Genomic DNA, 25188 nt, shown 5'->3' on the forward strand with positions numbered 1-25188 from the left:
TCATATTCATAGTTTACCGCTGCAGGTACTACTGTAGCTCTGATGATGTTATTCATCTGTGCTAAAGTAGCTCCACATGAACTTGGTGCTAACACTGTACTTGGAATACCAGGAGTAACTACACTACAAATGTCGCCATATGGCATCCACTCTGTATTCAATAATACGGCAACCTCTACATTGTAAACCGTTCCATACTGTGCAATATCCAAAGTGGATAATTGTAATACATAGTTCGGACGATCAACTACACGAACAACATTGGTTGTCATATTGGTTACTCTGAAGCGGTATCCATTTAACGCCACTCCATTTGGAATGCTTGATGAGAAGAAATCTCCTCGTAAAGCTTGATTAATCGCTGTTAATGTTGCTCCGCAATTGTCATTACGTAAACGAGCTAAGATCACCGGACATCCATCGGTTGTACTACCGTTACAGTTCTGATCAATGCCATCGTAGCAGATTTCTGTCGCTCCTGGGTTGATGCTTGAATTGTTGTCATTGCAATCGCCACCTTGTGTTACATAGTTTGAACCTGGTGCTGTACAAGCTGTTACTAAAGTACTGGAATTACCATATGAATCACCATCATTATCTAGATACCAATCTAATGGTTGGCATAATGTAGTTAATGAAGCTGTGGCAGGTGAAGAAAATTGATTTGTTTCTGAATTATATTGATACAACCAAAAAGTATAGTTAGTGAAAGAATTAAGTCCAGATAAATTGAATCCAAACGGGCTAGCTCCACTACCATCTCCAGCTGTACTTCCAAATGTATATTCTGCAGCAGTTGTAGGATTAACTGGTGCTGAAGCTGTTGGAGAATAAAATAATCTGTAAATAATTGTTCCATTAACATTGTTAGGACCACAAGCTAGAAATACACTAGAAGAAGTTGGATTTAAAGCTACAAATCCAACAGGTTGAGTTGGTGGTGGTGGAAATGCAAAATTCACTGTGTAAGTTAATTGAACTGAAGGATCTTCAGATGTAACTAAAACTGTTGCACTTCCTGGTATAGCTGTAGATTGTGTAATTACAGTTGATGCAGCACCGCTATTTGGTGTAGCAGATGTAATTTGAGGTATTTCAGTCGTACCAAAAGGAACACTGTACGTATATGAAAGCTGATTCGAACTAAATCCATCTACTGGTGCAAAATCTACTTGTAAATCACTTAACGTTGCATCTGTACTTACACCCGGATTATTCCAAAAATAAATATTATCTAAGTAAATATCAATTGGAGTTGTACTTCCTGGACCATTCGCAGCAAATTTCATTTGTATTACGTTGTCCCAAGTCATTCCTGTAAATAAACTTTTAGGTAAATCAACACTTACCCATTGTCCTTGAACGTGATTGATGGTTACTAAAACTTCTGAAGGTCCTGAACCTGCATTTATTGGACTAACTTGAACAATTGCAGTTGAAGTTGGAGCATTTGTCCAAAGGTCAACATGCAAAAATTCCATATCAGAAAGATTTGATGCGTTAAGTTGTGTTCCTTGATAATTAAAGTTGGGATAATGTAAAATGGTATTTCCAGAATCCGGAACAGCAATAAAAGCAGAATTAACTAAAGTATGACCTGATTGACCCCAGTTTGGGTCATAATTATTGGCAATATTTGAATAGCTGTTACTAAAAACGGATACAACATTAGCAGCATTTCTTGTTGGGACTGGTGCATTTGTTGTAGGGGGTATTAATACCGGAGGAGGATTTAATGTTGAATTAGATGCTATTGCAGGAGTTGAGTATATACTTGAAGAAGTATCAAATTGATACAACCAAAAAGTATAAGCTGTTGAAGGGGAAAGTCCTCCAATGTTAAATCCAAAAGCACCATTACCATTGTTATCACCTGCAGTAGAACCAAAGTTATATTGTGAAGCGGTTAAAGGATTTACTGGAGCAGTAGCTGTTGGTGAATAGAATAATCTGTAAACGATATTTCCACCCGTATTATTAGGGCCAACAGCTAAACGAATACTAGTTGAAGTTCTAGGGTCTTGTGCAACAAACCCAACTGGTTGTGGTACACTACCTGATGAAGTTGTTGTTGCAGTTACTGATGTTGGGGGAGAATATAAACCTGAGCTAGAGTCAAATTGATATAGCCAAAAAGTATAAGGTGTTCCCGAATTCAATCCGGTTAGCACAAATCCAAAAGCACTAACACCATTTCCATCACCCGGTGTAGAACCAAATGTGTATTGAGTGGCAGTTGTTGGGTTTACTGGAGCAGTAGCTGTTGGTGAATAAAACAGTCTGTAAACGATGTCACCACTACCTGCATTATTTGGTCCACAAGCTAAAAACACACTTGAAGAAGTTGGAGTATTTACAACAAGACCAACAGGTTGAGCAGGTGGCGTAGGACCACCACCTCCACCACTGTTTACCTCTATAACAACATCATCATAATATACAGATGCAGTACTACCTTGACCGGCCATTAAAAAACCGATTTGAACATTTCCATTCGTAAATGGGGCTGAGAAAGTTGCTGTAAAAGTTTGCATTGAAGTGGTTAGTGCATAACTTTCTCTGAATTGATCATTCCAAATACCTACATTTTGAATCGCGACAGTAATGTTTCTGTTGGATGCTGCACGGGCTTTGAATGTTAATGTGTAAGATGTACCGGAGGTAAACGACATTCCACCTTGCACTAATTGCGTATCCCAAAGATTACCGGCCGAATTAGTTTCGTTGTAAAATGCCTCTCCATTAGACACCGTACCCTGCGGTCCAAATGACCAGTTCGCGGTGCCATTTTCAAAATCACCATTGGTGAGTAAATTTTGCGAAATTCCAATATTGGAAAAAAGTATCGCAATGAGTAAAGTAAATTTTTTCATTTTAAATTGATTTATTGACACTCAAATTTAATTTTATATTTCACTCAAACGTTTTCGAACTAGTGTATAAAAACTATACAATTTTTTTTTAGTTGTAGTAGATATATAAAAGTCATATTTTAAAGGAGTTTAGCTTGTTTTTACAGATTTGTTTTTTACAGATTTTACCTTCTTTGTTTTTTTGTTTTTTTATTGATGTTGAGTTAATGTTGCGGTAATTTTGGTTTTAGAATGAAATTTCACCGTAAGTAATTACTTAATTTATATTTTTTTTAGCTTAAAATTTTACTTTATGAAAAAAAATCTATAAAAAATTATATAATTTGTAACAAAGAAGAAATTTGAATAATGGACTTATTTTTTTCATTTTAAATAATTGTAAGATTATTAAAAGTAGATTTGTTTTGTTGAGATGTTGATATGGAAATACTTTTTTAAAAGGTGTATTTTTGTCATTAATTTTACAATTTGAGTTCATAACCTCACCTTTTCTTTTACTTTCTAATTTTAAATCTGCAAATATTACTTTCTTATGTTAATAGTAAATAATGTTTTATTCCAATATGATAAAAAAAATGTATTAAATGATGTGTCATTTGCTATAAATAAAGGACATATTTTTGCTATAATTGGTGAAAGTGGTTGTGGAAAAAGTACACTTTTAAAATTGATCTATGGTTTGTATGATTTAAATAGTGGACAAATTTATTGGAAAGATCAAGAAGTACTTGGACCAAAGTATAATTTGATTCCCGGTATGTCATATATGAAATATTTGGCACAAGATTTTGATCTGATGCCATTTATAACTGTTGCTGAAAATGTTGGTAAATATCTGTCCAATTTTTATCCTGAAGAAAAGAAAGAAAGAATTTCTGAATTACTAGAAATTGTTGAAATGACCGAATATGCCAACACAAAAGCAAAAAATCTAAGTGGCGGACAAATGCAACGGGTAGCTTTAGCAAGAGTTTTAGCCCTAGAACCGGAAGTTTTATTGTTAGATGAACCGTTCAGTCATATAGATAATTTTAGAAAAAACAGTTTAAGACGTAAACTTTTTTCCTATTTAAAAGAAAAAAATATCACAACTATTATTGCTACTCATGATGGCACAGATGTGCTATCTTTTGCAGATGAAGTTCTTGTATTACGACAAGGTGAAAAAGTTGTACAGAAAAAGCCATCTGAACTTTATCAACATCCAAATTCATTCTATACCGCTTCCTTATTCGGCGAAGTAAATGAAATTTCCGGACAATATTTTAATGAAGCTGAAAACTGTTTTCTTTTTCCTCACCAATTAACGATTGTTGAAAATTCTACCCTAAAAGTTGAAGTAGTTCACTCTTATTTTAGAGGTGGACATTATTTAATTGAAACCAAACAACTTGAAAACACCATTTTCTTTGAGCATCACAATTCAATTGAAATGGGAACAGTTGTGTATTTAAACAAAAAATAAGCCCCGAAATTTCTCAACTTCAGGGTTATTTCTATTCTCTATTTTCTAAAAATTATTTCAAATGCTTCTCTAAAAATTGGTCTTGTTCCCAAAGTAAATGAAGGATGTTTTCTTTCGCTACATACCCATGACTTTCTTTCGGTAAAATAACCATTCTAACCGGTGCTCCCAGATTTTTCAACGCTTGAAAATAACGTTCTGTTTGCAAAGTAAATGTACCCGGATTATTATCGGCTTCACCATGTGTTAACAAAAGAGGTGTTTTCATTTTGTTGGCATTCATAAAAGGAGACATCGTATTGTACACTTCGGGAACATCCCAATAATTGCGTTGCTCACTTTGAAAACCAAATGGAGTTAAGGTTCTGTTATAAGCACCACTTCTCGCAATTCCACAAGCAAATAGATTAGAATGAGTTAATAAATTAGCAGTCATGAACGCTCCATAAGAATGACCACCTACTGCTACTTTTGAACGGTTAATATATCCCAATTTATCCACAGCATCAATTGCTGCTTCTGCATTGGCAACCAATTGTTCAATAAAAGTATCGTTGGGTTCTGTTGTTCCTTCTCCAATTATTGGGAAAGATGCATCGTCTAAGACTACATATCCTCTCGTTACCCAATAAACAAATGAACCATAATTTGGAAAAGTAAATTCATTTGGGTTTTTATCACTTTGTCCAGCCGAGTTCTTATCTTTGAATTCTGCCGGATAAGCCCAAATTAAAAGTGGTTTTTTCTCTTTTTTAGTTTTATCATATCCAACCGGAAGATACAAGGTTCCGGATAATTCAACTCCGTCTTTTCGTTGGTATTTAATCACTTCTTTATGCACGTTTTTGATGCTTTCAAAAGGATTCTTAAAGAAAGTTAATTGTGTTAACTTACTTTTAGATTTAAAATTTCTGTAGTAATAGTTTGGATATTCATTTTTTGATTGAATCATCACCAAAGCTTCACCTTTTTTTACATCTTCAACCGATAAAATGTCTTCTTTTTTATCTTTATACGTTGATTGATACAGACGTTTTGTTTTGAGAGTAGTCAGATTCAATTCGTCAATAAATGGAAATTGTCCTTCTTTAGTAAAACCATCACCAACCAAATAAACAGTATTATTTTCAATATTTAGTACCATTTTACCCCATTGATTTTTCTTCATTTCAATACTTCCGGGGTCGCTGTAAATGTCTTGGTAGTTTCTATCCGAAATAATTTTTGGTTGCAGATTCGGATTGGATGGATTAATCAAATACGTTTTCATATTTCGGGTATCATACCATTGATCCATCACAATAGCCACATTTTCATTACCCCACATTATTCCGGCATAACGTTGTTGAGTTTTAACAAATGAAGTTGGATTGGATGTAAATGGTGCTTCCCACAAGAAAACTTCGTCTCTAAAATCAACCTTGTTAGCTTGATTCCCTTCATCTAAGGCTTCAACAAAGGAAAGAGTTGCAGGTTTATCGGTTCTCCAACTCATACTTCTTTTTCCTTTTCTAACGGATGAAAATCCTTTTGGCATTATTTCAGTCAATGGAACTTCATTTACCACTTTTACTTCTTTTCCGGATTTGTCATAAACTACCGATTTTTGTGGAAATCTGCTCAAGGGAACAATGTATGAAAACGGTTTGTGAATAGTGGTGACCATCACAAAATTTCCATCTGGTGAAATGCTCTCACTGGCATACAAGTCTGCTTTTTTGAATAATTCTGCCTTGCCGTCTAATGTTACTTTATATAATTCTGATGTGATTAAAGTTTCAAAATTTTGTTCATCAATTGGATTTTTTAACAAATCTTGATAGGTTCTGTTTTGCGAAACATTTCCATCACCGGTTGAAACGATTGGTCCGGTTGGCAAATCTTTTTTCTGATCAATCAATGCAGGACGATTTTTCACTAACATTCTAACCAATATCGTTTGGTTATCTGCAAACCAACTAAACGGATTACCCATGTTTGCATTTACAGTTGCATCAGTCAATTTAGTAGCTTGAGCTGAGGCTAAATCCAAGACCCATAGTTCAACACCTTTTGTGGTTGTATTCGAAAAAGATATTTTTTTCTCATTCGGCGACATGCCAATGTTACTTATTCTTGGGTTTTCCGGTAAACCTTTTACTTGCATTTCTACTTTATCGGCTACTTTTCTAACTTTTAAATTTGTAATATAAGTTACCGTACTGGAAATGTTTGTTACCGGATTGATACGAAGACCACCCAAACGCATTTCTTCTTGGTTCAAGTCATCTAGTGTTTTGAAAGTGCTTCGATAAGACAAGAGCATGTACTCTTTTTTACTATCCATATTAACGGATGGAGCTCTTTCATAATCAGCTAATTCTAAAATTTCTTTTGGTGGTTTTTGATAAGATAAATTTTCTTGAGCTGTAGCAACATAGCTTAGAAATAAAATAAAAAGGAACTTAATTTTCATAAAGTTTATATTGATTTATTAGTGCCCCTAAAGTATGACTAATAAAACGCAAACTTCTAAAAAATGTGTTAAAATAGGGTAGAAGCTCTAAAGTAGTTTATTCTTTAAAAATACTCATTGAAGCTTTAGCACCAGTTGCAAGATTCCATATATTGGACATGATAACTACATCAAACTCATCTAATACAGCAAATTGAGCAGTGTTGGGGCCGGATGTGCCTTGATTTAAGGCAACAAATTCAATATTGTTGAAACCGGGAGCTAATTCAATATAAAAAACAGAAAATTCGGCATCCAAATAGATATTAGCTTCAACAACTTTGTCGTTTAAAATGATACTCACGCGGTCTCCGTCAATGGCTTGATGGTCTCTGCATAATACTTTTACAAATTTTGATTTGCTGATAAAGCTTCCAAAAAATTTACCGCGTTTGTATTCTTCCAACATTTCATTTTCACCATTCAAATTGGGTTGAACGTTAAAATCGGGTTTTACAAAACCGTAATTTTGAGTCAAATCAATTTCTTTTTCCTTGCGAAGTGGAGAGTAATAGTTATCAGATTTTTTTTCTTCTTTAGATTTTGGGGAAAAAATGGAAGAATTAGAAGTGCTGGGAGAAATACCAAAATTTCCACTTGGCGTGATTGATTTTTTGCCGGAGTCAAATTGTGCTTTCCCTGAAAGAGAAAAACAAAGTAAGACCAAAATGGAAAGTGAAGTTTTCATACCCCAAAAATACAATTTTATGCATATTAGCCTCTTAATAAATTGCCAATATTGAAAATTATTTCCTCAATAACAATGCCAAATTAAAAATTGTAAAAAGTTGAAGAGTATAAAAAAGAGAGCTGAAAATGATAGCTGTTTTTAAAAGATTGCTAAATTTGTTATTCTAATTTTATTAATATAGCATAATATGTATCATTCAAAAATAGCCGGATTAGGATTTTATGTTCCAGAAAATGTGGTAACCAACAATGATTTATCAAAAATCATGGAAACCAATGACGAATGGATTCAAGAGCGAACCGGTATCAAAGAACGCCGTCATGTGGTTAGAGGCGATGGCGATACGACTACTAGCATGGGTGTAAAGGCGGCTAAAATTGCCATTGAACGTTCTGGTATAAGTAAAGATGAAGTTGATTTTATCATTTTTGCCACCTTGAGTCCCGATTATTATTTTCCTGGTCCTGGAGTTTTGGTACAAAAAGAACTTGGATTAAGAACGGTAGGAGCTTTGGATGTCAGAAATCAATGTTCCGGATTTGTATATGCACTTTCTATTGCTGACCAATACATCAAAACCGGGATGTATAAAAATATACTCATCATTGGGTCTGAATTGCATTCTTACGGTTTAGACATGACAACACGTGGAAGAGGGGTTTCAGTTATTTTTGGCGATGGAGCCGGTGCTGCCATTGTTTCTCGTGAAACCGATTTAACCAAAGGAATTTTATCCACTCATTTGCATTCAGAAGGTCAACATGCAGAAGAATTGTCTTTGATCGCTCCGGGTATGGGAAAACGTTGGGTAACTGATATTATTAAAGATAATGACCCTAATGACGAAAGTTATTATCCTTATATGAATGGGCAATTTGTGTTTAAAAATGCAGTTGTCCGATTTAGCGAAGTGATAAATGAAGGATTGATGGCCAATAATTTAAACGTGTCTGATATAAACATGTTAATTCCTCATCAAGCAAATTTGAGAATTTCTCAATTTATCCAGCAAAAATTCAAATTGGCTGATGATCAGGTGTATAACAACATTCAAAAATATGGTAACACAACAGCAGCTTCTATTCCAATTGCATTAACGGAAGCTTGGGAAAAGGGTAAAATTAAATCAGGTGATTTGGTGGTACTAGCTGCTTTTGGTAGTGGCTTTACGTGGGGAAGTGCTATAATCAGATGGTAAATTTATAAAAAATGAAACCCGAAGTTTTTGCTTCGGGTTTTTTAATGGAGTAAAACCAATTTTTAGAATAATCCTCCACCTTGTGTTTCGTTTTTATCTCTTTGTTTACGTTGTAATGCTCTGTTTTTACCGGATCCAAATTTATAATTAAAGGTAATGTTCAACATTCTACTTTCCCAACGAAATTGCCCATCCACTTTATCCGGATTTTCTCCTTCAAATCTAGCTCTCATTTTGTTGAAAATATCATTGTATCGTATGCTAATAGAACCTTGATTATTGAATAAATTTTGTCTGATGCCAAAATCTGTACGCCACATATCTTTGTTGCTGAATTGAACATCTTTAACGGCACTTCTATACATGCTAAACCATGTAATTTTGAAATTTTTCGTCACATTAAAATCATGACTCATTCTGGCATTAAACGGGATTGCCAAAACCGATTTTTCTACCGGTATATTTTCTGCATTTTCAACAAAACCACGAATGTTGTTAAAATAGGTATCAATACCATAGTTGGCAGTCCACCATTTTTTAAATCTAAGATTCCCTGAGGTTTCAATACCGTATTGAGTGGAGTTTTCAAAGTTGTCAAACGTCATTAATTTTTTGTTTGGGTCATACGGACTTTGAATGAATACCTGTGAAATAGGATCATTAATGTATCTAAAGAAAACACCGGTTGTGATAGAACCTATTTTAGTTACTCTTGTATAATTTAATTCAAATGAATTGGTAAACTGTGGTGTTAAATTTGGATTTCCTTCTTGGTCAATTGTAGGACTACTCCATTCACGAATTGGATTTACTTGATTCAAATTAGGTCTGTCAACACGTCTGGAATAGCTCAGATTGTAAGTGTTTTTTTCATTTGCAGTATAAGAGAAAAATGCAGAGGGATAAACGGTAAAAATGTAATCTTTAAACTGACCGGGCGTAGTTTCAACTCTTCTGAAATTTGCTTCAACATCAAAACTTTCGATACGAGCACCAATTTGATAACTCCATTTTTTTAATTGCTTTCCATAATTGGTATAAGCACTCAAGATAGAACGCTTATAATCAAAATCAGAGAAATACGTGAAATTTTGATCAAAAGTATTATCGGTAGCGTCAAATCTACTTTCTAATCCTACTTCTAATTTTGTTTTATCATCCAAAGGATGAACATAGTCAACATTCGCAATAAAATTTTGACCCAATGTTTCTACTTGATTGGTTTGTAATAGCACATTATTTCCATCATAAAACTGACTGTCTTCCGGTCTGAAATTTCTATTGTAATTCAATTCAACATCTAAAGTTTGTTGCGGATTTTTAAACAAATGTTTATAACTCAAATTGTAAACATCGTTTTTGCTTTTGTTTTCAGAAATGAATAATTGGGTAATAGAAGGGGTAATACCGGTAAAGTAGTTCACATCGTTTGAGAAATAACCTTCGGTAGTATTAAAAATTTGATTGGTAAAAAATGAAAAAGTATTCTTCTCATTTAAATAAAAATCAACACCGGCTTTAATGAAATTATTCGTATTTAAATTTTTAATAAAAAAATCTGAACGATTACTGAAATTATCATCAGAAATGTCTTTTGTATTTAAATAACCTTCACTAATTCTTTGACCGTGATTGATAGAGTAGGTAGTATAAAAATTGAATTTATTAATGCGGTAATTCAAATCTAATGAACCATTTCCTTTTGGAGTGATACCAAAATTTACTCCCGCATTTACACTCCCGTTGAATCCTAAATTTGAATTCTTTTTCAAAATAATATTGATGATTCCGCTCATTCCTTCCGGATTATATTTTGCAGAAGGATTTGTTATCAATTCAATTTGTTTGATGGAGGTAGATGGAATTTGTTGAATGGCCTGAGAAGCACTCATTTGTGAAGGTTTACCATCAATGAAAATTTGAACATTTGAATTACCTCTCAACGAAATAGTATTGTTTTGTGCATCAACACTCACCGATGGAATATTGTTTAAAACGTCTGAAGCTGTTGGTCCGGCATTCACTAAATCAGCACCAACATTTACCACTTTTCGGTCGATTCGTTGTTCAATACTTGAACGTTCTCCAACCACTTCAACTTCAGATAATGAAGTTGCTTCTTCTTCTAATTGTACTGTTTTAACTTGGAAATTTTTGGCTGTTAAATTTGCTGGAAGTTGAACGGTTTTGAATCCAATAAATTGAATTTCTAATTGATAATTTCCATAAGCGATTTTCGATATGGAAAATTCACCTTTTTCATCTGTTATTCCACCATTAACAATCTGATCATTACTTTTTAGTACAATAGTGGCATAAGGAATAGGAGAATTGTTAGATTTCTCCACAACTTTACCGGAAATGGTTCCGGTATTTTGTGCTTGCAATTGAAAGAATGAAATGAATAAGGCGAGTAGTGTTAGTTTAAAGTTCATTTTAAAGTTCATTTTAATGTTTTTTGATTGATTGATTGATTAACGTAATAGACTATCAAACCTATTTTTTGTTACAACCATAAATAAAAAAAGTCTTCCGTTTCCGAAAGACTTTCATTTCTAAACAACAAAACAATATAAAACTATCTCTTTAATGAAAAGTGAGATTTAAACTCTTTGGTTTGGTAGTTTTCTTCAAAAGTTACTGTAAACCAATAATCTGTTGAAGGCATAATGCTACCGTTATAGGTTCCATCCCAACCACCTTTGCTAGGATAAATTTGGGTTAATAATTTTCCGTATCGGTCATAAATATATATTACCGCTTTTTCTTGACCACTCAAATCAGTAATATTCCAAGTGTCGTTAAATCCATCTCCGTTAGGAGTAAAGAATTTTGGATAATTCACCACAATAATGGTATCCGTTACGCTTCCACAACCGTTTTTGTCTCTTACCGTTACAGTGTGTGAACCGGAAGTGATATTGTCAAAAGTCGGACTATCTTGAAACGGACTACCATCTAAAGAATATTCATAATTTCCTCCAATTCCTGTTGCATTTATCGTAATAGAATTGGTATCACTAAATGCTGTACTTATTGTAAAATTGATTGCAGCAGGTTCTGAAGCTAAAACTTCTGCAGGTGTAGGTTCTGATGAACAACCTGTTTGAATGTTTGTTGCAATCACACTATACACACCCGGAGCAGTTACTTGTAATGAACTTCCATTTGCACCGGCAATTAAAGTGGTGTCTAAATACCACTCAAAAGTGTGTGTTGATGATGATAATCCACTAAAAATGGTATAGGGATTCAATAGATTTCCTGTAACACTTTCTATACACACAATTCCGTCTTGAGGAGTTGGTTCAGGTATTTTTAGTACTGTAATTTGAATTGGAATAATAGCATAACAATCTGCTACTAAAGTATTGTTTACTCTTGCATAAACTGTTGCCAATGTTGAATTAGTAAAACCATTTGTTTGGCTTACAGCATTTTCCATTGTTGCATAATAGCCTACCGTAAATTCAGTTCCGGTTTGAGTACCTAAAACAGCACTGTTTAAAGTTGTAAAATCAAAAGAAGTTACGCCATCATTTGTACCGTCTTCATCACATGTTCTAGTTAAGGATGATGGAACCGGATTTGCAACAGGAGTTGGAACAATAGTTACAACAAATGATGTTTCATCTGAGCAATTTGGCGTAAAACCGGAATTTGCAAAAACATAAATCGTTTGAGTTGTAGTAATTACACTTCCTGCCTGAAGTTGACCTCCGCTTCCGTTTGGACCTCTATAATATCTTCCAACAGTTAATGCAGGCAATACATAACTAGAACATGTTGTTACATCTGCTAACTCATCAACATTAAAAATAACGATATTAAAACTTTTTTCATCAAAACAATTAGGAGTTGTGCCGGTTTCAGCATATACATAAATAGTTTGCGAGGTAGTTATAACAGTTCCTTCTGTTAATTGAGTTCCACCTCCATTTGGTGCTGTGTAATAGTTTCCAACTGTCAATGCTGGTAACGTATATGAATTACAAGCATTTACATTCAATATGGCTGGAATAACCGGTGTAGTATTGATGGTAACTGTAAATGAAGTTTGATCGATACAAGAGAATGCCGGTCTAATTTGATTTTCTTTATAAATGTAAATGGTTTGATTAGTTGTAATTACTGAACCAGCTGGTAATAAAGAGCCAAAACCATTCGGACCATCCGGTTGAGTGTAATATTCATTTCCTGAGGTTAAAGTAGGTAATATATAGCTATCACAAACTACTACGTTTGGTAAAGAATCTGCTTGAATTTCAAATACATTTACTTGGAAACTAGTTTCATTTGAACAACCGTCAACTTCACGATAAATGTAAATTACTTGAGAGGAAGTGATCACATGACCTCCATTTAATTGTGTTCCTGTTCCGTTTGGACCTGTGAAATAGTTACCGTTTACTAAATCTGTTAAAATATAACTGTTACAACCGTCAATATCTGAGCGTGAATCAATCACTGGTGGCGTTAATACAGTTATAGTAAAGCTTACAGAATTTTGACATCCAGACCCATTATTTAAATATACGTATAAAGTTTGAGAAGTAGAAATCACATCACCGGCAAATAAAGCAGTACCGGTACCATTTGGTCCTGTAAAATAGTTACCTTCTGGCAGTTGAGGTAAAATGTAAGATGCACAACCCGTTGTCACTTCTGGGGTTTCCACTGCTGGCAAAGAGATGGATACTGTAAAATTTAGATTAGAAGTACAATTTGGTTGAGACTGGCTTTGTGCATAAACATAGATAGTTTGTGTAGAGGAAATGACAGTACCGGCCGGTATTTGTTGACCTGTTCCGTTTGGTCCGGTAAAATAACCTCCAATAGGTAAGTTCGGTAAAGTATAACTCACACATTCAGTAGTAGAAGTCGGAGCATCTAATCCAATGAAAACTGTAAAACTAGCTTGACTTTCACAGAAATTATTTATCGCATATACATAAATAGTTGTTGTTTCTGTAATTACAGTTCCTGGTGCAATAGATTGTCCAGTTCCGTTTGGACCATCAAAATACATTCCATTAGTTAAGTTAGGTAAGGTATAAGAGGTACAATCAAATACATCTTGAAAGCTTCCTACTGATGGTGAAGGAACTATCGACAAACTAATTGGAATATCGATGATACAAAATGGAGGCTCCAAAGATTGAAAGTAAAAATAAATTGTCTGAGAAGAGGTTAATTGAGTTCCGGGTGCTAATTGACCTGTTCCGTTTGGACCTGTAAAATATCCTCCAATTTGAGAATTTGGAATACTGTATGTATCACAAAAGTTTGTATTGTTTGGCATAAATTCCTCCGGTTTGATGATGGTTACCATAAAACTAGACTGATTCGTACAAAATGGTTCTACAGTACCAACACTATAAATGTAAATACGTTGTGTTTCATCAACAATATCGCCAGCAAATAAAGGTGTACCGGTTCCGTTTGGTCCGGTAAAATAATTACCGTTCACCAAACTAGGAAGTACATAATATTCACAAACAAATACGTTCTCCAGTACATCTACCAATGGTAATGGTACTACCTCAATATTGAAGGACACCACACTAAAACATGTAGGATCAGAAATACTTTGTACTCTAGCATAAATTACTCTACTTATGGTGTTGTAAAGTGTTGTATTTAATGGTGTTGTACCTGAATTTGCATTTTCTAATGATGTATGGTAGGTTACTTGATAGATATCAGTAGATTGACCATTTAATATTTGCTCATCCTGTAATGATAATCTAAAACGACTTCTATTTGGTGCATCTGAAATGGCACAACCGTATAAAGTAGTAGGCTGATGAGCTACCGGTGGTGGCACAACTAACAACTCAAACGCTTTCACCGCAAAACAACTTGTATTGTTTTTTTGAACTCTTACATAAATAGTTTGATTACCAGCACTAGTGTAGTTATTGGATAACGGATTTACTCCATTCATTGCATTTGCTTCTGTTGCGTGATAGGTTACGGTCGTAGGTCCTGTTACTCCTGCAGTTACAACAGAATTATTTTGAGTTAAATTAAAGGTGTAGGTAGCAGATCCATTATTACAACGCATCAAATCAATTGGATTTGGAATGGATAAAACTTGATTAAATTCCACAATTATAGTATCAGAAATAACTTGACAAGGAAACGCAATGTTCGTGTAAATTAATTCATATGTTCCAGGCTCAGTAACTGTTAATGTACTTCCGTTAGCTCCGGGAATAATTTCACCGTTTCTTTTCCATACAAATGAATATTGAGCTGCATTTAAACCACTATTTAATAGATGTGACTGTCCACTACATATTGCTGCATTATTGGCAACGGTTAAGTCATTTCCTAGTACGTTTTGACCAATGTTGAAACTGTTGGCTGAAAGAAATATTGCAGAGTCAGATTGTGGGTCAACTCTATCTGCAATTACTAATTTAATTTTATATGGTGTGTTAGGTGTTAATACTGCTGATGCATTCATTACTACTGTTTGACCATTAAAATTGGTTGGTGAAAACGGAGCATTGGCACCACCATTAAACGAACCAAAATATTGTGCGTTTACAGACGGACATGCAGAATTATATAAAAAATCTCTAATCGTAACTACTGAAATTGGAGTGTTTGTTCCAGGTACAACCGCTAAGTTTGTGGTTACTCCTGTATTTAAATTCGTTAATAAAAACGCAAATGCATCAGAAAATTGACATTGAAAGTTTCCGTATTCTTCTGACGCAAATAAAAAGTCAAAATCAAAGAAAGGAGATAATGCCGTAAAATTAAACTCCAAAACCGTTGCGTTTTTTGAAGTCATGGCAATTCCTGCATTGGCTAATGTGTTTTCTAAGTCAGCATCTCCCGGCCATGTGTTTAAACCATCATTTAACATTGAAGTGTTTGGTCCAACCGCATTCATCACGTTTCCTGTACTAAGGATTACTCCGCTTTGCATTGGAAAGTTTGGATTGGTGTTTTGAAAATACCCAATCCCGTTGGAGGAACCAAAATTAGTTCCCGTTCGCCAATTTACATTGTTTACATTCAAACACGGTGAGTTAACCAAAACATTGGTTACTAATTCCGGTACGGTGTAGGTTGTCGTATTGACTGAAATAGATTGAGAAATTCCTATGATAGGAATCAATAGTAGCAGGTAAAGTAATTTAGTTTTCATACCTATTAATTTGGGTTTGACAGTATTTATTGAATTTTGACACCACAAATAAATGGATATTAATCGATAAAAAGCAAATAAAATCGATGAAATACACAAAATAATTATAATATAAAGAAAAATACTTACAAAATTTACCTACTTGTATAACTTTTTTCTACTTTTTAATTAGAATAAAATTGGAATTAATGACACTTCCATTATGATAAAGATAAAATTGCATGTTTTTACATATTAATTATCTTTGCAACCTTATAATGAAATCATGCGAGTATCCGATATTTTAGTAGTTCCTATTCAAAATGCCATTCAAGAACTTTTTTCTGTTTCATTTGAAAAAATTGAATTTCAAGTGACCCGTAAGGAGTTTGAAGGGGATATTACCATGGTTATCTTTCCTTTGTTGAAAGTAATCAAAGGTAATCCTGTTGAAATTGGTCAAAAAATCGGTCAGCATTTGGTTGAGAATGTTGAACAAGTGGAAAAATTTAATGTGGTTTCGGGGTTCTTAAACATCGTTATTTCGGATACATTTTACCTTCATTTTTTTAATTCTATTCTCAATACTTCCCATTTTGGTCATGTTGCTGTACCAACTTCCGATAAAGCGGTGATGGTTGAATATTCTTCGCCCAACACCAATAAACCTCTACATTTAGGACATATTCGCAATAATTTATTGGGTTATTCAGTGGCAGAAATCATCAAAGCCTCCGGTAAAAAAGTGTATAAAACCCAAATTATCAATGATCGTGGAATCCACATCTGTAAATCGATGTTGGCTTGGAAAAAGTTCGGAAATGGTGAAACACCGGAATCTACCGGTTTAAAAGGGGATAAATTAGTCGGAAATTATTATGTAGCTTTCGATAAACAATATAAATCCGAAATAAGCGAATTAATAGCTAAAGGTCAATCAGAAGAGGAAGCCAAGAAGAATGCACCAATTATTCTCGAAGCCCAACAAATGCTCCTCGATTGGGAAGCCGGTAAACCCGAAGTCATCGAACTTTGGAAAACCATGAACCAATGGGTGTATGATGGATTTAATGAAACCTACAAAAACTTAGGTGTTGATTTTGATAGTTATTATTACGAATCCAATACCTATTTGTTAGGAAAAGAAGTGGTTCAATTTGGTTTAGAGAAAGGTATTTTTGAAAAAGATCCCGATGGTTCGGTTTGGATTGACTTAACCGAAGAGGGTTTAGACCGTAAAATTGTACTTCGTTCAGACGGAACAGCTGTGTATATGACGCAAGATATTGGTACCGCCATTCAACGGGTGAAGGATTTTCCAGATGTGGGCGGAATGGTGTATACCGTTGGTAACGAACAAGATTACCACTTCAAAGTGTTGTTTCTTATCTTGAAAAAACTTGGTTTTGAGTGGGCAGAAAATTTATATCATCTGTCGTATGGAATGGTAGAATTACCTTCCGGAAAAATGAAATCACGTGAAGGTACGGTTGTTGATGCCGATGATTTAATGGTAGAAATGACGCAAACCGCCGGAAAAATTGCTCAAGAATTGGGTAAATTAGAAGGCTATTCAGAAGAGGAAAAACAGCGATTGTATAAAATCATTGGTTTAGGAGCGTTGAAATATTTTATGTTGAAAGTTGATCCGAAAAAAACCATGCTTTTCAATCCGGAAGAATCGGTTGATTTTAATGGAAATACCGGTCCGTTTATTCAATATACGTATGCTCGAATTCAATCTATTTTGCGAAAAGCGGATGTAGATGTAACGGAAGAATGTGCCAATTTTGCTCTTCAACCCAAAGAAAAAGAGCTCATGAAATTAATAGAAACCTATCCAACGGTTATTCAAAATGCGGCTCAAGCGTATAGTCCGGCAATCGTAGCGAATTATGTTTATGATTTGGTAAAAGAATACAATTCGTTTTATCAAGCCATTCCAATTTTACCTGAAAAGGACGAAAATTTAAGATTGTTCCGTGTGCAATTGTCTAAAAAAGTGGGCGAAATTATCGCTTCTGCTTTCCAATTATTAGGAATTGAAGTTCCGGAAAGAATGTAAAGGATAAATGTTAGCAAAAGCAACATATTTTTTCAGAACATTAGCCGTCATTTTGCTGTCGGCTGTTTTCTTTTTAGTATTCAAAAGCATTTTACCTAAGCGAATTTTTTCTGAAACAAAAATTGCTTCAAAACATGTTACCATAGATAGTATTTTATTAGAAACCATCTCAGCGGAACAGGAAATTTCAACCGCAGAAAATGGAGTGGATTCTTTTAGTCGCAAGAAAATTGTCTTTGAACAAATCGACGGCATAACTTTTCCGGCTGAAGAATATGAACAATACAAAGGGTTTCAATATTTGATTCCATTTTATGAGAAATTATACCAAATGGAAACCGAACAAAAAGGCGATGTTCGAATTGCTTATTTTGGCGATTCAATGACTGATGGCGATATGATTGTTCAAGATTTCCGCAGAGCGTTACAAAATCAATATGGTGGGAAAGGAGTTGGTTTTGTGCCGATTACTTCTGAATCTGCCAATTCCAGAAGTTCTGTGGTGCATCAATTTTCTCCCAATTGGAAGACACAATCTTATTTAAATGTCAAAAGGCCACTTAATCCTTTTGGGGTGAATGGTCATGTGTTTTTTGCCAATGACACCGTTTCTCAACCTTGGGTAAGTTATAAAGCAGGAAAAGGTTTGCACACTTCTAATTTAGACAATCCAACGTTGTTTTATGGTAAATCTGATAACAAGAATGGTGAGATTATCCTAAAAACAGGAAAAGATACATTGATAAAAAAATTAAACCCTGAAAAATTAGTCAATGCTCTTTCGTTGTCAACGAGTTTAAAATATTTGAAAGCTTCTTTTAAAAAGGCAGATTCTATTCCAATTTACGGATTTAATTTTGATGATGGAAAAGGTGTGCATGTTGATAATTTTTCTAACCGAGGAAATTCCGGGTTGCCGATTTCTACATTTAATGTGAATGTGATGAATCAATTTCAAGAGCGATTTGATTATGATTTAATCATTTTACATTACGGAACAAACGTACTCAATTATGGTTCTTACAATTATACTTGGTATGAACGCAAGATGAATCAAGTTGTTAATCATTTGAAAGCTTGCTTTCCGGGTGTAACCATTATGGTCATTTCTACCGCCGATAAAGCAACGAAATATGATTTAGAAATGAAAACCGATTCAGCTGTAGTTCCGCTGAGTTTGGCTCAAAAGAAATATGCCATTCAATCGAAATCAGGCTTTTTTAATTTATATGAAGCCATGGGTGGAGAAGGTTCTATGACCAAATGGGTAGAAGAGGAAGTTCCGGCGATGGCAGCTAAAGATTATACCCATTTCAGTTATCGTGGGGCTCAAAAAGTTGCCGACTTGTTATACAATCAGTTACAAGAAGGTTATGTTGCGTATAAAAATCTACGAAAGCGTCAAAAAGTTGTACCTGCCAAAACCGTTTCAGATTCCGTTTTAACACCTAAAAAGCCTGAGCATGAAAAGTAAATTATGGTGTTTTCTATTTTTCTGCCACTTTTCACTTTTGGCTCAAACGGATTCTCTATTTGTTGAGATTGATACTACTGTTGTGATTACTACCAAAAATGCTTTGACCAATGCTTCTTCCATTAAGGCTGTTTTTGCTAAATTGAGTCAATTGGAAAAAAATAAAAAGGGAAAGGTAAACATTGTTCACATTGGTGATTCACACATTCAAGCCGATTTATTTTCAGGCTACAATCGAACAATTTTGTTGCAAAAATTCGGAAATGGGGGAAGAGGTTTTGTTTTTCCGCATGCGTTGGCTAAAACGAATGGTACTTCTGATGTGCGGTTTTCGTCTAATCAAACGTGGGAAAGTCAACGTAATATTTATCCGGATGTTGGAAATCCGGTGGGGTTAAGTGGTTTTGCTTTGTTTACAAAGAAAAATGATTTTGCGATAGAAATGAATTTGAAGGATAAATCGTTTGGTTTTTCCTCTCTAAAAATCATTACACCTCAAAACCAGAAAATGTTTGATGTAGCTTTGGCTTCCAAAATCATTAAACTGGAATCGGATATTCCTAAAAATATCATTCATAAAATAAAAAGCGGCGAAAATTTATCGGTAATAGCCGATAGGTATAATCTCTCGATTCAAGCTATTAAAACAGCTAATGGTTTAAAAAACAATAACATCAGAGCGGGAAAAACATTGAAAATTCCATCTAACGAAAAGGAGAAAAAGGTAGTAGAACGTTCTGAGTTTATTCCGTTGCTTACCAAAGAAAGTAATGGGTATCATTTGTTTGAATCAGATTCGTTGTTGCATAAAGTATATCTTATTCCGGCAATGGAAAAGACCGATTTTGCTCTTAACGGTTTGGTTTTGGAAAATAATTCACCCGGTGTCGTTTACCATACTATTGGTGTGAATGGTGCAAAATGTTCAGATTTTACGAAATTTCCATTGTTTTTTGAGCAATTAAAGGTGCTTTCTCCTGATTTGGTCATTATTTCGTTGGGAACAAATGAAAGTTTTGACAAATTGATTACACCTGATTACATCACTCAACTTAATTTGATGATTGAAGCGATTCGTACTAAAAATCCGGAAACGGCAATTTTGATTACTACGCCACCACCATCACAATTTAAACGCAAATTTCCCAATACATTTGTTGCGGAGTATGCCAGAGAAATTTTAGCTCAATCCACTACAAACAATTATACGGTTTGGGATATGTTTTCCATTTCCGGTGGTTTGTTTGGAATTTCGCAAAGTGCAAAGGCCGGATTAATAGGAGCGGATAGAGTGCATTACACCAAAAATGGCTATGAAAAGCAAGGACAACTTTTTATGGAAGCTTTTTTAGAAAGTTATGAAGAATTTAAAACTTTAATCGAAGAATAGTACGTGAAACTGCTTTCAAATAGCCGTCAATGGTTGGAAACTTTGGTTGGAAACCCTACTTGGGAACAAGTGCAAAGCTGGTTTGTATTTGACCCACAAAAACCATTGTTGTTCAACAGTGCGTTGTTTTTGGGATTGTTTCTGGTGTTTTATTTTTTCTATATTTTAACCCAAAAAACACATCGTCTTCGCATTGCGTATGTGGTGGCTTTTTCACTTTTTTTCTATTATAAATCGAGTGGCATTTTCTTTTTGCTGATTATCTTTTCCTCGGTGTTGGATTACGCCATAGCCAAATTGATTTATGACGAAAAAGATACGTTTTACCGAAAATTCTATTTAGTGGTCAGTTTGGTGGTCAATCTAGGATTGTTGGGTTACTTTAAATATACCAACTTTTTCATTGACAATACCAATCTACTTTTCGATAGAAATTTTGAGTTTCAAGACATTATTCTACCGGTTGGGATTTCATTTTATACGTTTCAAACACTTAGTTATACGATTGATGTCTATCGAAAGGAACTCGAACCGACCAAAAGTTTCATGGACTTTTTGTTTTTCGTTTCGTTCTTTCCGCAGTTGGTGGCGGGACCAATTGTTAGGGCAAGCGATTTTATTCCGCAGATTTACAAGAAATTAAAACTTACCAAAGAAGAATTCAATGCCGCTTTGTTTTTGATTATTGGCGGATTATTGAAAAAGGCGGTGATTTCCGATTACATTTCCATCAACTTTGTTGATCGTGTTTTTGACGCACCAAATAGTTATTCTGCTTTTGAGAATTTAATGGCTTCTTATGGCTATGCAATTCAAATTTATTGCGACTTTTCCGGATATTCCGATATGGCGATTGGTTTAGCTTTACTGATGGGATTTTGGTTGCCACCAAATTTCAGAACGCCTTATCAGTCTGCTTCGGTAACTGAGTTTTGGCGACGTTGGCATATTTCGTTATCGTCTTGGTTACGGGATTATTTATACATTTCCTTAGGAGGAAACCGCAAAGGGAAATTCAGAACCTATGTCAATTTATTTCTCACGATGTTGTTGGGCGGTTTGTGGCACGGAGCTTCTTGGAAGTTTGTCTTTTGGGGTGTTTTACACGGGTTGGCCTTAGCCGTAGAACGCTATTTTGGAATGTTCATCAAATTGCCAAAAAACTATTTCGTGCGAACCATTCAAATTTTCTTGACGTTTCATTTTGTGGCGTTTTGTTGGTTGTTTTTTAGAGCAAAAGATTTTCCTACCGCTTTTGAAATCATGCAAAACATTGGCAAAATCACCTTTAATCCACAGCAATGGATGATTATTGCTCAAGGCTATCAAAATGTATTTTTATTAATTGCCATTGGATTTGTTTGGCATTTTCTTCCTCATAACTTCATCAAGTTACTTCAAAAAGGATTTGATGCCACACCATTAATCGGGAAAGCTGTAGTGTTAGCTTTTGTTTATTGGATTGTCTATGCCACGGCATCAGCAGGGCCGCAACCGTTTATTTATTTTCAGTTTTAGAGGGTTTCAAATTTTCTCAAATGGTATAAAAATTGCATGCAAAAAAATGTAATATTCATTTTTAATTATTAAAAAAGAGTAATAAGTTATATCTAAAACTATCAATTGTTTAAGTTGATCAATACGGTTCTTAGATGACTTATGGTAGTTGAAAAAATGCGATTTGTTTTATTTTTTATTCATATATTTGTTAAGTTATTTTCTTATACTATCATTATAATTTATGGCTACATTAACTAAAACTCCACTTGAAAAAAGACCTGAAGAAGATACCGTTCGTATTAAAGGTGGTATTTTAACAGTTCAAGCAACAGTGATTAGCGGTAAAGAAGGAGAACATTTTGTGTCAATTATTCCTTCTTTAATGATTAGTGGATATGGTTCAACAGAGGAGGAAGCAATGGAATCACTTGATGAAAATATGGAAACCTTTTGTGAAGATTTCATGAAGTTGAATCAAGATCAAAGAAAATCGGAATTAATTAAACTAGGATTTACGCAAGTTAGATATCATTCCAAGAATTTTTCAAAATTATATGTAGACGAAAATGGATTGTTGCAAGGTTTAGAAAATGTAACCATTAAAAAAAATAAGCAATACCAAGTTGCTTGCTAATTTTTTGTAAATGGGTAACAACAGGCCAGTTAAAACAAAGGATTGGGTTTCATTTCTAAAGGCACATAAATGCACTTATCTTCGCACAAAAGCTTCGCATGACCATTACAAATGTCCTGGATGTTTATGAACGATAACACATCGTGAAAAGGATAAAGAAATTCCGTCATTACATCTTAGAACTAATCTTTTTAGTATGGGATTAACAATTGAATACTTGTATAAGTGGATAGAAGAAAACTGTTAAGATTCCATCCGATTTATTTAATATAAAATTTTCAAATTACTTCTATTTTTTTGTTATTATCTTACAGGACAATTTAGACACTATAATTACATCAAACTACTTCAAAAAGGATTTGACGCCACACCATTAATCGGGAAAGCTGTTGTGTTAGCTTTTGTTTATTGGTTTGTCTATGCCACGGCATCAGCAGGGCCGCAACCGTTTATTTATTTTCAGTTTTAGTGGAATTCAACAAAGAAGTTTATTAAAATATAAAAACCGCAAAGTCATTTGACATTTGCGGTTTTTAAAAATAATTTTATTGAGCTATAGAAAGTCTATCGATATTCTAATTAGTCTCTAATTGCTCTAAAACTTCCATTAGTAACGGTAGCTGTTGTACCCTCATCATTAGTGCCGGTAAAGCTAAACGTTCCTTTTACATAATCAGCACCTAATTCAGTAATTACTAAAGTACCGGAAGAAGCGTCAATCACTTCATCGCCAATCCATACATCAGCTGAATATAGGGTGTCAACATTATCATCAGACACAAAATCATCAGTGATTTGATGTGTACCAACAGTAGCTCCATTTGGCATCCATAACGATATTCTTGAGAAATCACTATTTACAGTTCCGCTTCCTAAAATTAAAGTTCGCAAAGAAGTAAGCGTTTCCGGTTCAAAATCATAATTCACACCATTTAAGGTATAACGAAGATAAAAGGTATTATCCTGATTTCCACCTCCTGAGGAATCATCATCCGAAGAACAACCCATAAGGCTAATTGTAATCAAAGCAAAGAATAGAAAAGATAATTTTTTCATGGTAAATAGTATTTAATAGTTATTATTTTATTGTTTAAAACGCTTCTTGTTTGGAGTTTTTCACAACACTTTTTAAGTTGAATTCTACTTTAAAAGAATAGTGTAAAAGAGCCTATTTCAAGAAATTAATCGTTGAGTGGCATTTTCCAAACGGGTGCAAACATAAGCATAATAGTTAATAAAAAAGCGTTAAAATAAAATAAGGCGTGTTAATTATACTTGTTTTTAATTGGAAAGTTAATTTGCTGCAAAGTCTGGACCTATCGCAGAGCAGCGTGCCATTGATTAGACTTTGAGCAGCTGGGGCAATGTGCTATCAAAGAAGACTTAGGGGAGCTGGTGACCATCGCAGAGCAGGAATAAGTATGGTTATATTGAAATTGGAATGTTAATTTGCTGCGAGGTCAGAGGCATTCGCAGAGCAGCGTGCAAACAAAGAATACTTAGGAGAGCGTGGGGGTTCGGAGCCCGTTATTGTCAGTTAAGCCCAAAGTTAATTATTGTAAGACGTTTAAATTCTGTAAACTAGCCAGCATTATGCAAAATAGTGGTTAGCAGCTGTATTTTCTTTTTAGTTTCGTTTGATATGTTTTTGTATATATTTTTCTAATTCTTTTCCATCAAATGTTTTATGATTGATATCAAAATATATCTCGTTTTCATTACTTTGTTTTAGAGTAATTAAACTTTTTTTTCCGTTTTTTTCCACAATGTATATGTCTAACCATTTTTCAGGTCTTATGTTATCAATATATTTTGCGTTTGCTGAATTTATTATTTTGCAAAATTCACTAATCTCATTTTTAGTTAATGAAAAGGAATATTCTTTATAAAAATCATATTCTTTTTCGTTCCATTTCCAACTACCGTCACCATTATTAATTTTGTCAACATTAGATTGATTCAGTTTTGCTTTTTCTGAAGTGTCAAAAGATGCTCTTTTATAATAAAACATATTAAAAACCGACCAAGCAAATAGTAAATTTACGATAATGATAATAACGATAAATACCTTTTTTCTGTTCATTTTTTTGGTCTCGAGTAATATATAGCTGCTAACTAGTAAACATCCGCAAGTTTATGTAACTTTTTTCAATTATTTTAAAAAAAAACTGATTGTACAGTTCTAATTCTGTGCTATGGTATTTTTTTTAAAGATATTCCATCCCCACCAAACCATTTTACGGATTCCCGTAACGCACTA

General features: G+C 34.2%; 14 protein-coding genes. 7 read left to right on the plus strand and 7 right to left on the minus strand.

Annotated elements, in window-relative coordinates:
• A partial coding sequence (locus H601_RS16165; protein ID WP_211223544.1) for a carbohydrate binding domain-containing protein occupies positions 1-2873 on the minus strand: 2873 nt, incomplete at its 3' end.
• A 532-nt stretch (positions 2874-3405) separates the two neighbouring features.
• Between H601_RS16165 and H601_RS0110150 the strand changes: the two genes are divergently transcribed.
• Complete coding sequence (locus tag H601_RS0110150) at positions 3406-4338, plus strand: ABC transporter ATP-binding protein (RefSeq protein WP_026711421.1); 933 nt, start codon at positions 3406-3408, stop codon at positions 4336-4338.
• Positions 4339-4390: 52 nt separating this feature from the next.
• Here H601_RS0110150 and H601_RS0110155 read toward each other — a convergent pair whose 3' ends face one another.
• Both H601_RS0110155 and H601_RS0110160 read right to left on the minus strand, forming a co-directional pair.
• Positions 4391-6793, minus strand: coding sequence for an alpha/beta hydrolase family protein (locus H601_RS0110155; RefSeq protein WP_026711422.1), 2403 nt, complete (start codon positions 6791-6793; stop codon positions 4391-4393).
• A 97-nt stretch (positions 6794-6890) separates the two neighbouring features.
• Positions 6891-7520: a hypothetical protein gene (locus tag H601_RS0110160; protein ID WP_026711423.1), complete on the minus strand. Its 630-nt coding sequence runs from the start codon at positions 7518-7520 to the stop codon at positions 6891-6893.
• Between the two features lie 190 nt (positions 7521-7710).
• Here H601_RS0110160 and H601_RS0110165 point away from each other — a divergent pair, with 190 nt between their 5' ends.
• Positions 7711-8721 (plus strand): 3-oxoacyl-ACP synthase III family protein, encoded by a 1011-nt coding sequence (locus H601_RS0110165; RefSeq protein WP_026711424.1) that lies wholly within the window; start codon positions 7711-7713, stop codon positions 8719-8721.
• Positions 8722-8783: 62 nt separating this feature from the next.
• Here the strand turns inward: H601_RS0110165 and H601_RS0110170 are convergent, their stop codons facing one another.
• Both H601_RS0110170 and H601_RS0110175 read right to left on the minus strand, forming a co-directional pair.
• Positions 8784-11156, minus strand: a complete 2373-nt coding sequence (locus tag H601_RS0110170; protein WP_026711425.1) for a TonB-dependent receptor — start codon at positions 11154-11156, stop codon at positions 8784-8786.
• Between the two features lie 143 nt (positions 11157-11299).
• Entirely contained in the window at positions 11300-15886 is a 4587-nt protein-coding gene (locus H601_RS0110175; RefSeq protein WP_084139970.1) for a T9SS type B sorting domain-containing protein, read from the minus strand.
• A gap of 265 nt (positions 15887-16151) precedes the next feature.
• On the opposite strand from H601_RS0110175, the gene argS reads away from it, so the two are divergent.
• The 5 genes from argS to H601_RS15575 all read left to right on the plus strand — a co-directional run bounded on the left by argS (position 16152) and on the right by H601_RS15575 (position 22928).
• Positions 16152-17930, plus strand: coding sequence for an arginine--tRNA ligase (gene argS, locus H601_RS0110180; RefSeq protein ID WP_026711427.1), 1779 nt, complete (start codon positions 16152-16154; stop codon positions 17928-17930).
• Between the two features lie 7 nt (positions 17931-17937).
• Complete coding sequence (locus H601_RS15565) at positions 17938-19404, plus strand: SGNH/GDSL hydrolase family protein (protein ID WP_051220719.1); 1467 nt, start codon at positions 17938-17940, stop codon at positions 19402-19404.
• A complete protein-coding gene (locus H601_RS15570) occupies positions 19394-20794 on the plus strand; it encodes a GDSL-type esterase/lipase family protein (RefSeq protein ID WP_035655832.1) in 1401 nt (466 codons plus the stop codon). The genes H601_RS15565 and H601_RS15570 overlap by 11 nt, the downstream gene beginning before the upstream one ends.
• A gap of 3 nt (positions 20795-20797) precedes the next feature.
• Positions 20798-22312 (plus strand): MBOAT family O-acyltransferase, encoded by a 1515-nt coding sequence (locus tag H601_RS16690; protein ID WP_211223545.1) that lies wholly within the window; start codon positions 20798-20800, stop codon positions 22310-22312.
• A 223-nt stretch (positions 22313-22535) separates the two neighbouring features.
• Positions 22536-22928, plus strand: coding sequence for a hypothetical protein (locus tag H601_RS15575; RefSeq protein ID WP_051220720.1), 393 nt, complete (start codon positions 22536-22538; stop codon positions 22926-22928).
• Between the two features lie 579 nt (positions 22929-23507).
• Here H601_RS15575 and H601_RS0110205 read toward each other — a convergent pair.
• Both H601_RS0110205 and H601_RS0110210 read right to left on the minus strand, forming a co-directional pair.
• Positions 23508-23984, minus strand: a complete 477-nt coding sequence (locus H601_RS0110205; protein WP_156900385.1) for a hypothetical protein — start codon at positions 23982-23984, stop codon at positions 23508-23510.
• Between the two features lie 571 nt (positions 23985-24555).
• The gene (locus H601_RS0110210; protein WP_156900386.1) at positions 24556-25011 is read right to left on the minus strand and encodes a hypothetical protein; all 456 of its coding nucleotides are present in this window, start codon (positions 25009-25011) and stop codon (positions 24556-24558) included.
• Between the last annotated feature and the right edge of the window lie 177 nt (positions 25012-25188).

It is taken from the genome of Flavobacterium filum DSM 17961, assembly GCF_000425465.1.
GTDB lineage: Bacteria > Bacteroidota > Bacteroidia > Flavobacteriales > Flavobacteriaceae > Flavobacterium > Flavobacterium filum.